The sequence below is a fragment of the Caryophanon latum genome, from assembly GCF_001700325.1.
Taxonomy (GTDB): Bacteria; Bacillota; Bacilli; order Bacillales_A; family Planococcaceae; genus Caryophanon; species Caryophanon latum.
Genome location: NZ_MATO01000080.1, coordinates 19,098 through 29,134, shown reverse-complemented (window position 1 = coordinate 29,134; position 10,037 = coordinate 19,098). Strand labels below are relative to the sequence as shown.

Sequence of the window (10,037 nt, the reverse complement as noted above, 5' to 3'; positions counted from 1 at the left end):
ATTTTGAAGAAATGAATCGAATGGGTAAACTTGATGGCTATGGGTGTAGACCGTCAAACAGAAAAAACAATTCTCGATGCACTCGAAATTCGCGATCCAGAGCTTGCTGAAGAAATTAAAAAGCGCATGTTCGTATTCGAAGATATCGTTACACTCGATGCGCGTGCAATTCAGCGTATTGTGCGTGAATGTGAAAACGAAGACTTATTGCTTGCAATGAAAATTTCAAGTGAAGAAGTAAAAGATATTTTATTCCGCAATATGTCTCAGCGTATGGCTGAAACATTCCGAGAAGAGATGGAAGTTATGGGACCTGTTCGACTACGTGACGTAGAAGATGCGCAAATGCGTATTGTAGCCGTTACGCGCCGACTAGAGGATTCAGGCGAAATTATCATTGCTCGTGGCGGAGGAGATGACATCATTGTCTAGAATTATCCGTTCTATTCATTACAATCAGCAACAAGAAGAAAAGAAAGAAATTACGATTCGCCCGATGTTTCAAGCTGAGACATTTGGTGAATCTCTTGAAGTAATTGAAACGTCGCACGTCCCAACATTAGAGGAAGTGCTAGCAGAGCGCGACAAGCTGTTACGCGAGGCGAATGCGAATATTGAAGCAGAGCGCGCGAAGTTTACAGAGCATGTGGAAAAACAGCAACAGCAGCTAGCAGAAGCACAGCAAGCATTTGAGGAAAGCTTACCTGGCATACAGCAAGAAGCGTATGACAGCGGTTTTCAGCAAGGCTATGAAGAAGGCACGCTAAAAGCACAGGCTGATTTAGCCGAGGCGCTTGCAACAGCAAATGCGACGATTACGCAAGCAGAGCAAAATGCACTTCAATATATTGAGGAGCAGGAAGCGTTAATTTTGGAGCTTGCGTTAAAGTCAGCAGAGCAAATTGTAAGCACTGTATTACAGCGTGATGACGCCGCCTTTTTGAAAATCATTGAAAAAGCGTTAAAAGAAGCGCGTGAAATGAAATCAATTAAAATTTATGTAGCACCGGAATATTATGAGCTAGTGTCGAACAATCGAAGCGATTTAATGACGATGTTCCCGCCAGATGTGCCGTTTTTAATATTTGTTAATGAAGATTTAGCCGCAACTGAAAGCTACATCGAAACGAATCATGGACGCATCGTCGTGAGCATTGACGTACAGCTACAAGAACTCCGTAAAGCGTTAAATGAACTACTGCACAGTAAGGAATGATGACAATGAAAGCTGCTGATTTGCTTGAACATATTGAAAATGTGCCGACATTAAAAAAGTACGGACGTGTTTCACGCGTTGTTGGATTAATGGTTGAATCACAAGGACCAGAAAGCTCGATTGGCGACGTGTGTAAAATTCATGTGCAGTCAGCTCGGCACGGACATCAAATTATTTTGGCAGAAGTTGTTGGCTTTAAGGATGAAGTTGTCGTATTAATGCCATATACAGCGCTGCAGGAAATTTCAACAGGCTGTTTAGTCGAAGGTACAGGTGCCACACTTGAAGTGAAAGTAGGACCAGAGCTAATTGGGCAAGTGCTTGATGCGATGGGTAACCGCTTTGATGGACATGAGTTACCTAAAGGACTCGTTACAATTCCGACAGAAAATGACCCCCCAAACCCGCTTTCACGACCACCAATTAATGAGCGCCTAGAAGTAGGAGTAAAAGCGATTGATGGCATGTTAACGGTTGGGAAAGGGCAAAGGATCGGTATTTTCGCCGGTTCTGGTGTTGGTAAAAGTACATTGCTCGGCATGATCGCCCGTAATACGAAAGCAGATTTAAACGTTATCGCACTTGTAGGAGAGCGTGGGCGTGAAGTGTTAGAGTTCGTGGAGCGCGATTTAGGTCCAGAAGGATTGAGCCGCTCTATCATTGTTTGTGCAACGTCAGACCAACCAGCACTTATGCGAATTAAAGCAGCATTTACTGCAACGGCAATCGCGGAGCATTTCCGTGATAAAGGAATGGACGTTATGCTTATGATGGACTCTGTAACGCGTGTCGCAATGGCGCAGCGTGAAATAGGTTTAGCAACAGGTGAGCCGCCTGCAACACGAGGATATACACCATCTGTATTTGCGATTTTACCGCGTTTATTAGAGCGCACAGGTACGAATGAGCACGGCTCAATTACTGCGTTTTATACCGTACTAGTAGATGGTGACGATATGAATGAGCCAATTGCTGATACAGTACGAGGTATTTTAGACGGTCATATCGTGCTTGATCGAAATTTAGCGAACAAAGGACAATATCCGGCAATTAACGTGTTAAAAAGCGTTAGTCGTTTAATGAACCATATTGCGGAGCCAGAGCATCGACAAGCAGCAGAGCGTTTACGCGAACTGTATTATTTGTATGCGAAGTCCGAAGATTTAATTAATATTGGGGCATATAAACGAGGTACCTCAAAAGATATCGACGAGGCCATTCAATACGAGCCGCTTATTACGAACTTTTTAAAACAAGGCTTTAAAGACCATGTGTCGTTAGAGCAAACAATGCAAGAAATAATTCAGCTATCAATGGGATGATGTATCGATGAACTATGCATATCGTTTCGAACAAATTTTAACAGTCCGTGAGCAAGAGAAAAATGAAACTGAGCAGGCGTATAAAGAATCCGTACAAGCTTTTGAAGAAGTAGCAACATCACTGTATGAATTATTACGTAAAAAAGAATCATTAATTGCTTATCAAACAGAGCGTCTGAAAACGGGCTCAACGATTGATGAAATTCATCAAAATGCGCGTTTTTTAGATAGCCTGGAAAAAATGGTTGATACAGTGCAACAAAAAGTTACACAAGCTCGTGCCAAAATGCAATGGTATGAGGAACGTTTACTCGAAAAAAACTTGGAAGTGCGTAAGTATGAAAAAATGAAAGAACGTGACTTCGAGCAGTTTCAGCAAGAGCAGCATCGATTAGAAGCAATCTTTTTAGATGAACTGTCAACGCTTACGTTTAACAAGAAGGAAATCAGGTGATTGAATGGCAAAGAAAAAGAATAATGTAGAAATAGAAGAGCTTGAAGCAGGCAAGTCACCAGGTATTTTTCAAAAATTATTTTACTGGTTTTTAATTCCTCTAATGTTTTTATTAGCGGTCGTGCTCGTTGTAGCGGAAATTAGTGATGTTAATGTTTTTGAGAAAGCACGTGAGACCGCTTCGTCATTACCATTTATTTCATCTGATGAAACAGAAGGCAATCCAACTGGCGGCACTGCTTCAGATGTGTCTGGCGGAAAAGTACTTGAGCTACAGTCAGAGAGTATGGAAAAAGAATCGCAAATTGCAGATTTACAAGCACAAATTGCGACAGTGAACACGGAAAAAGAGCAAATGTTAATTGAGCAGGAAAAGCTCGCGTTTGAATTGGAGCGTTTACAGCGTGAAAATGAAACGTCATCAATTGAATTTGATGAAATCGTGAAAACATATGAAACGATGTCTTCTAAAAAGTCTGCAGCAGCAATTGCTGAAATGTCAGATGCGGAAGCGTTACGTATTTTAAGTAATTTAAAAACAGATACTGTGGCAGAGTTATTTGAAAAAATGGATCCAGATAAGGTTGCACATTATACAGCTTTAATGACAGAGTAGGAGGTTACGTATGACAATCGCATTTACAAATATGATACAACCGACTGTAAAAACGGTGGACGCTGCGGCAGCAAAGCCTGCTACAACACAATCTTCATCGTCAACAACAGCAACATCAGATCGAAAGTTCGATGATTATTTAACATCTGCATCAAATGAGCAACCAGCAGCAAAAGCACCTACAGAAACGACAGAAGCAACAGAAGCGACTGAGGTTGTAGAACGTGTAGAGGAAGTTGTTTCAGCAACGACGATTGAAGAAGTAAGTGAAGCAATTGATTTACCAATCGATGAAAATACATTGCTTGTGCCGATCGGTCCAGATGGTGAACTTGTACCAATTGATGAATTAATGAACTTAGAAGATATTGCAGCATTACTTAATATCGATGTTGCGGAGCTAGAAAAAATGCTAGCAAGCTTATTAGAAGAAGAAGTACAGCTGGACTCTGTATGGGATTTATTAACGCTTGTTGAAGAGCAAGGCCCAGAGTTAATTGCGCAATTAACAGCGGCGCTACAAGGCGAAACGAAGCTTGTACCGAAAGAAGTTGAAAAAATCGTTCAGTTTTTAAAAGTAGTGGAAACACTTGCACCGAAAACAGACGTAACACCGAAGCAGCAGCAACAGCTTACGACATTACAAGATGCGATGAAGCAGTTGCACGCTGAAGTAGAGCAGCTAATGGACGATGCCCCAAAACAACAAGCACCGAAGTCATTACCTTTCCAACAAGTTGTCGTATTCCAACAAAAAATTGTTGATATGACGACACAGCAGCAAGTGAAAGCACCACAGCAAGCGGCGGTAACGACTGAAGGGGAACAGCCAATTAACGTAACGACGCAGCAGCAAGCACCAAAAGTACAAACAGTAACGATCACGCTGCCACCTACGAATCAATCTGCTCAATCAGAAGCTTTAGCAAAAGAAATGCAAGCAATTATTCAACGTCAGCAAATTGCAAACCAGCAAGGGACAATTAAGCTTGCAATTAAATTATATCCAGAAAACCTTGGTACAGTGCGTTTAGAGCTAATGCATAAAGACGGCATGTTAACAGCACGTCTCATGGCATCGACAACTGTTGGCAAGGAAATGCTTGAATCTCAGCTACAGCAGTTAAAGCAAGGTTTAGCAGCACAAAACATTCAGTTAGATCGCATCGAGATTACACAATCATTACAAGATGCAACACGCAATATGAATAGCTCAGACCAGCATTTATTTAATAACTTCTTCCAACGTGAGCAAGAGCAAGAAGAGGTAGATGATGAACAAGTTGACGAGCAGCCATCCTTTGAAGACTTTTTAGAACAAGTGAAAGAGGGAGAATTATGACGACAACACCAAATATCGGGTCAGATCTTTATTTAGCGAATGCACCGAAAAAAGTAAAAGAAACAGGTAATGGTAATTTAGGTAAAGATGCTTTCTTACAATTAATGATTGCACAACTTCAGCATCAAGATCCGACAGCACCTACAGACAACTCCGAGTTCATTGCACAAATGGCGCAGTTTACGACACTTGAGCAAATGCAAAATATGTCAGCAGGTATCGAAAAATTAGTTGATATGCAAGGTCAGTCACAGCTAATTGAATATGCAGGGTTTTTAGGGCGTACAGTGAGTTGGACAGCGCTAACTGAGGAAAAAAATGAAGCAGGTGACTTTTTAACAGAGTCAGGTAGCAACACAATTACAGGGATTAAATACGTTGACGGTGTGCCAGTATTTACGCTAGATAACGAGAAAGAAATTACGCCAGGCAACATCGCAGGTTTAGCGCTTGCAGGACAAGCTACAGAAAGCAATTCGCTCGTACAAGCAAGCACATTAATCGGTAAAACCGTATCATATTTACTTGATGAATTAACGCAAACATCAAAAGTAACAGCTGTTAGCACAAAAGAAGGTAAATTATTATACACATTAGCAGATGGTACGCAAATTGATAGTTCGAAGTTAACGTCTGTTAGTGAATAACTTATGCGAATGAGGTGAAAACATTGCAACATATGAACATTTACACTGTTCCATTGCACGCGAATCACCCGACTACGTATAAGCAAAGCGTAAACAAGACGTCACATTCCTTTAATGAGCATTTGCAGCAAGCGATCGAAGGAACAAAGCAGCTGAAGATTAGCAAGCATGCAAATGAACGGCTGAATGAACGTCAAATTTCCATTTCTGCAGAGCAATGGCAGCATATTACGAATAAGGTGGATATGGCGCAGCAAAAAGGTGTAAAACAGCCACTTGTATTGATGGATCAAGCCGCTTTAATTATTAATGCGAAAAATCGTACAGTAATTACAGCAATGAATCGCATGGAAGCGAAAGAACAAATCTTTACAAATATTGATGGTACGATTGTACTGTAGGGCAGGACCAATTTGGATGCCTATAGCTACTGACCGCTTGATGTAGCTGACTTTTAAAAATGGAAGGGGAAAAATTTTATGTTACGTGCGATGTATTCAGGTATTTCAGGGTTAAAAAATTTCCAAACAAAATTAGATGTTATTGGTAACAATATTGCCAATGTTAATACACATGGCTTCAAAAAAGGTCGTGTTGTTTTTAAAGATTTAATTTCACAAACGAACGGTGCTGCAGCAGGTCCGACAATTACACGTGGTGGGGTTAACCCAATGCAAGTAGGTTTAGGGGCACAAATTGCAGCGATCGACACAGTACACGGTACAGGTTCATTACAAACGACAGGTCGTACGCTAGACCTTGCCATTTCTGGTGACGGTTTCTTCATGGTAGCCGATTCAACAGAAGCGCCTTCTGATGAAGGAATTATCGAAGTAACGGGTGAAGAAGCATTTGCAAATATTTTATATACGCGTGCTGGTAACTACTACATGGACGAAAACGGCTATTTAGTTAACGCAGAAGGTAAATATTTAGTCGGTGTACGCGCAGATGAGTACGCGGACCTTGCAGATGAAGAAGGTATCATCCTTGATGAGAAGCCAAACGTTGCTGGTGAAGAAGGGGCAAACCTTTTTGAAGACGGCGTGTTAACACCAGGAGAAGGTGAATTAGGTGCCATTCGTGTACCAATTTCAGCGCAAAACATGAGCATCGGGCAAGACGGTACAGTATCGTATACGGACTTAAACGGTGAGTTAAAATATGCTGGTCAAATTATTTTAACGAAATTTGCGAACACTGGTGGTTTGGAGAAAACTGGTGCGAACTACTATCGTCCAACAGCGAACTCTGGTAACCCGTACGCACAAGTTGGTACTGTAGCTGGTATCGGTGCAATCCAATCTTCAACACTTGAGATGTCAAACGTTGACTTATCAGAAGAGTTCACAGAAATGATCGTTGCACAACGTGGTTTCCAAGCGACGTCACGTATTATTACAACATCAGATGAGATTTTACAAGAGCTTGTTAACTTAAAACGATAATATAAACGCATTGTAAATTACGGCGTAGAGGAGGGACGGATCGGCGTTACTTCAGTAATGTCGATCCTCATATTATGGTCGAATTAACGAGATTAAATGGTAAGCCGTTTCTGCTCAATGCATTATACATAGAAACGATTGATTCGAACCCGGATACGACGATTATGTTAACGAACAAATCGAAATATGTCGTGTTAGAGCCAATAGACGAAGTACAGCGTAAAATCGCGCAGTTTTACTTACAAGTACAAGTGTTGTCGAATCCGCATTTACGAGGTGAAGAAGATGAAGAATAAGATGATGACGATTGTAATCGTCGTACTAGTGACTGTTTTATTATTAGGTGTTGTTGGCTTTGTTGTTATTACGAAGCTAGGAGGTAACGACAATGAAACAGCAAAAGTTACAGAACCATCAATTGAGGAAATTACGTTAGCTTCTGTAGACGTACCAGAATTAACAACGAATTTAATGGACGGAAACTTCATTCGTTTATCGTTAAAAATTCAAACAAACAGTGAAGAAGCAGCAGCAGAATTATTAATGCGCGAATTCCAAACGAAAAACATCGTCATTCAAACATTATCTGAAATGGCAGCAGAAGATTTAGAAGGTAAAACAGGGAAGATTGATTTCCAAAATACGATTAAAGTACAGTTAAATGAACTAATGCAAACAGGCGAAGTTCAAAAAGTGTATATTACGTCGTACATGATTCCATAAAAATAGCTTATACATGAGAAACAAGGAGGTGGGCAAATGGCAGGAGATGTATTGTCGCAATCCGAAATTGATGCGCTGCTCTCAGCGATTTCAACTGGAGAGATGACGGCAGAGGATGTCAAAAAGGATGAGGAAACGAAAAAAGTAAAAGTGTATGACTTTAAACGTGCACTGCGTTTCTCAAAAGACCAAATCCGAAGTTTGACCCGAATACATGAAAACTTTGCGCGACTATTGACAACGTTTTTCTCTGCACAACTGCGAAATTATGTGCAAATTACCGTTGTATCAGTAGACCAAATTCCATTTGAAGAATTTGTCCGCTCGATTCCAAATATGACACTAATTAACGTGTTTGAAGTGCCACCATTAGATGGGAACATTTTAATGGAAATCAACCCGAACATTGCTTATTCAATGCTAGATCGTTTAATGGGCGGTGGCGGAGAAAGTCATAGTAACGTCGACAATTTAACTGAAATTGAAACGAAAATTATGACAAACTTATTTGAACGTGCGTTTGATAACTTACGTGAAGCGTGGGAAAATGTCGCTGAAATCGACCCTATTTTAGTTGAATTAGAAGTAAATCCACAGTTTTTACAAATGATTTCACCGAACGAAACGGTTATTGTTATTTCACTTAATACCGTAATCGGCGAAACAAGTGGTATGATTAATATTTGTATTCCACACGTTGTATTAGAGCCGATTGTACCGAACTTATCGGTGCGTTACTGGATGCAATCAAATACGAAGCAAATGTCACCAGAACAGCAGCGTGCATTAGAACTTCGTGTAAAACAAGCATCATTACCAGTCATTACAGAGCTTGGTCAAACAGATATTTCGATTCAAGACTTTTTAACGATGCAAGTTGGTGATGTGCTACAATTGAACCAAAAAATAGACGATCCTCTTATTGTTAAAGTGGGGACGTTACCGAAATTTACAGCGCAGCCTGGTAAGTCCGGCAGTAAAATGGCTGTTCAAATTTTAGATCCATTGAAAGGAGCTGACGAACATGAGTGATGATATGCTTTCACAAGAAGAAATTGAAGCCCTATTACGAGGGGAAACTGTGGATAAACCACTAGCAGATGAATCGTCAGATAAAGATGATTTGCATATTAATGACTTTTTAACAGTAATGGAGCAAGATGCATTAGGTGAGGTAGGGAATATTTCATTCGGTAGCTCAGCAACAGCATTATCTGCACTACTAGGTCAAAAAGTAGATATTACAACACCAAGCTTAGCGATGATCAATCGTAATCGCTTAGAGGAAGAGTTCCCGCATCCGTACGTAGCTGTTCAAGTGGAATATACGACAGGGTTATCTGGGATGAACTTACTCGTTATTAAGCAATCAGATGCTGCGATTATTGCAGACTTAATGCTTGGTGGCGATGGTTTAAGCCCAAGTGCGGACTTAACGGAAATCCAATTGTCAGCAGTTCAAGAAGCGATGAATCAAATGATGGGATCGGCGGCAACATCAATGTCTACAATGTTCAATCAGAAGGTTGACATTTCTCCGCCGACAATTGATTTAATGAATATTTCACAAAATGAAGGTCGCGATAATATCCCTGCGGAAGATTTATTAGTGAAAATTTCATTCCGTTTACGCATCGGCGAATTAATTGATTCTAACTTAATGCAACTTTTACCTTTGAACTTTAGTAAAAAAGTCGTAAAATCATTAATGGGGGAACCTGATGGAATTGAAAGTGCGGTTGAAGTACAAACAGCACAGCCAGAGCCAGTTGTCCAACAAGCGCCACCAGTTCAAGAACAACCGATGTATCAGCAACCACCAATGCAAGACCCGATGATGATGCAACAGCAGCCGATGTACCAACAACCGATGCAACAGCAACCGATGTATCAACAGCCGATGTATCAACAACCGATGCAACAGCAGCCGATGTATCAACAGCAACCGGTAAATGTACAGCAGGCACAATTTACGAGCTTTAATGCGCCGCAGCTTTCTGCTGGAGAATCACAAAACTTAAATATGTTACTCGATATCCCGTTACAAGTGACAGTTGAGCTAGGTCGTACGAAGCGTTCAGTAAAAGAAATTTTAGAGCTTACAGGAGGCTCTATTATTGAGCTAGATAAACTTGCCGGTGAGCCAGTAGACATTTTAGTGAACAGTCGCTTAATTGCAAAAGGTGAAGTCGTTGTTATTGATGAAAACTTTGGCGTGCGTATTACAGACATCGCAAGTCCAACAGATCGCTTAAATAATTTACGATAG

The 10,037-nt window shown here is 40.7% G+C and carries 12 protein-coding genes and 1 pseudogene; all 13 read left to right on the top strand.

The window, feature by feature from the left end; genetic code table 11:
- Positions 1–42: 42 nt before the first annotated feature.
- Positions 43–432, top strand: a pseudogene (locus A6K76_RS15790) (FliG C-terminal domain-containing protein); the annotation flags it as partial.
- Complete coding sequence (locus A6K76_RS15785; RefSeq protein ID WP_211271780.1) at positions 416–1,216, top strand: FliH/SctL family protein; 801 nt, start codon at positions 416–418, stop codon at positions 1,214–1,216. The pseudogene A6K76_RS15790 and the gene A6K76_RS15785, both read left to right, overlap by 17 nt.
- Before the next feature lie 5 nt (positions 1,217–1,221).
- Positions 1,222–2,538: a flagellar protein export ATPase FliI gene (fliI, locus tag A6K76_RS15780; protein WP_066466567.1), complete on the top strand. Its 1,317-nt coding sequence runs from the start codon at positions 1,222–1,224 to the stop codon at positions 2,536–2,538.
- 7 nt (positions 2,539–2,545) lie between these two features.
- A complete protein-coding gene (fliJ, locus tag A6K76_RS15775; protein WP_066466566.1) occupies positions 2,546–2,992 on the top strand; it encodes a flagellar export protein FliJ in 447 nt (148 codons plus the stop codon).
- Positions 2,993–2,996: 4 nt separating this feature from the next.
- Complete coding sequence (locus A6K76_RS15770; RefSeq protein ID WP_066466565.1) at positions 2,997–3,608, top strand: MotE family protein; 612 nt, start codon at positions 2,997–2,999, stop codon at positions 3,606–3,608.
- 10 nt (positions 3,609–3,618) lie between these two features.
- Entirely contained in the window at positions 3,619–4,950 is a 1,332-nt protein-coding gene (locus tag A6K76_RS15765; RefSeq protein ID WP_083995495.1) for a flagellar hook-length control protein FliK, read from the top strand.
- Complete coding sequence (locus A6K76_RS15760; RefSeq protein ID WP_066466564.1) at positions 4,947–5,597, top strand: flagellar hook capping FlgD N-terminal domain-containing protein; 651 nt, start codon at positions 4,947–4,949, stop codon at positions 5,595–5,597. Before A6K76_RS15765 ends, A6K76_RS15760 begins: the two co-directional genes overlap by 4 nt.
- Positions 5,598–5,620: 23 nt before the next feature.
- The gene (locus A6K76_RS15755; RefSeq protein ID WP_245672012.1) at positions 5,621–5,998 is read left to right on the top strand and encodes a TIGR02530 family flagellar biosynthesis protein; all 378 of its coding nucleotides are present in this window, start codon (positions 5,621–5,623) and stop codon (positions 5,996–5,998) included.
- Positions 5,999–6,076: 78 nt separating this feature from the next.
- Positions 6,077–7,045, top strand: coding sequence for a flagellar basal body rod protein FlgG (flgG, locus tag A6K76_RS15750; RefSeq protein ID WP_066466563.1), 969 nt, complete (start codon positions 6,077–6,079; stop codon positions 7,043–7,045).
- A 74-nt stretch (positions 7,046–7,119) separates the two neighbouring features.
- A complete protein-coding gene (locus tag A6K76_RS15745; RefSeq protein ID WP_066466562.1) occupies positions 7,120–7,341 on the top strand; it encodes a flagellar FlbD family protein in 222 nt (73 codons plus the stop codon).
- Positions 7,331–7,768: a flagellar basal body-associated protein FliL gene (gene fliL, locus A6K76_RS15740; RefSeq protein ID WP_066466561.1), complete on the top strand. Its 438-nt coding sequence runs from the start codon at positions 7,331–7,333 to the stop codon at positions 7,766–7,768. The genes A6K76_RS15745 and fliL overlap by 11 nt, the downstream gene beginning before the upstream one ends.
- A gap of 36 nt (positions 7,769–7,804) precedes the next feature.
- Positions 7,805–8,800, top strand: coding sequence for a flagellar motor switch protein FliM (gene fliM, locus A6K76_RS15735; RefSeq protein ID WP_066466560.1), 996 nt, complete (start codon positions 7,805–7,807; stop codon positions 8,798–8,800).
- Complete coding sequence (gene fliY, locus A6K76_RS15730) at positions 8,793–10,037, top strand: flagellar motor switch phosphatase FliY (RefSeq protein WP_066466559.1); 1,245 nt, start codon at positions 8,793–8,795, stop codon at positions 10,035–10,037. The genes fliM and fliY overlap by 8 nt, the downstream gene beginning before the upstream one ends.

What these genes read in the sequence shown, in the direction of transcription:
- A6K76_RS15785 (WP_211271780.1), top strand. Translation starts at nt 416, where the DNA reads ATGACATCATTGTCTAGAATTATCCGTTCTATTCATTACAATCAGCAA.
- fliI (WP_066466567.1), top strand. Translation starts at nt 1,222, where the DNA reads ATGAAAGCTGCTGATTTGCTTGAACATATTGAAAATGTGCCGACATTA.
- fliJ (WP_066466566.1), top strand. Translation starts at nt 2,546, where the DNA reads ATGAACTATGCATATCGTTTCGAACAAATTTTAACAGTCCGTGAGCAA.
- A6K76_RS15770 (WP_066466565.1), top strand. Translation starts at nt 2,997, where the DNA reads ATGGCAAAGAAAAAGAATAATGTAGAAATAGAAGAGCTTGAAGCAGGC.
- A6K76_RS15765 (WP_083995495.1), top strand. Translation starts at nt 3,619, where the DNA reads ATGACAATCGCATTTACAAATATGATACAACCGACTGTAAAAACGGTG.
- A6K76_RS15760 (WP_066466564.1), top strand. Translation starts at nt 4,947, where the DNA reads ATGACGACAACACCAAATATCGGGTCAGATCTTTATTTAGCGAATGCA.
- flgG (WP_066466563.1), top strand. Translation starts at nt 6,077, where the DNA reads ATGTTACGTGCGATGTATTCAGGTATTTCAGGGTTAAAAAATTTCCAA.
- A6K76_RS15745 (WP_066466562.1), top strand. Translation starts at nt 7,120, where the DNA reads ATGGTCGAATTAACGAGATTAAATGGTAAGCCGTTTCTGCTCAATGCA.
- fliL (WP_066466561.1), top strand. Translation starts at nt 7,331, where the DNA reads ATGAAGAATAAGATGATGACGATTGTAATCGTCGTACTAGTGACTGTT.
- fliM (WP_066466560.1), top strand. Translation starts at nt 7,805, where the DNA reads ATGGCAGGAGATGTATTGTCGCAATCCGAAATTGATGCGCTGCTCTCA.
- fliY (WP_066466559.1), top strand. Translation starts at nt 8,793, where the DNA reads ATGAGTGATGATATGCTTTCACAAGAAGAAATTGAAGCCCTATTACGA.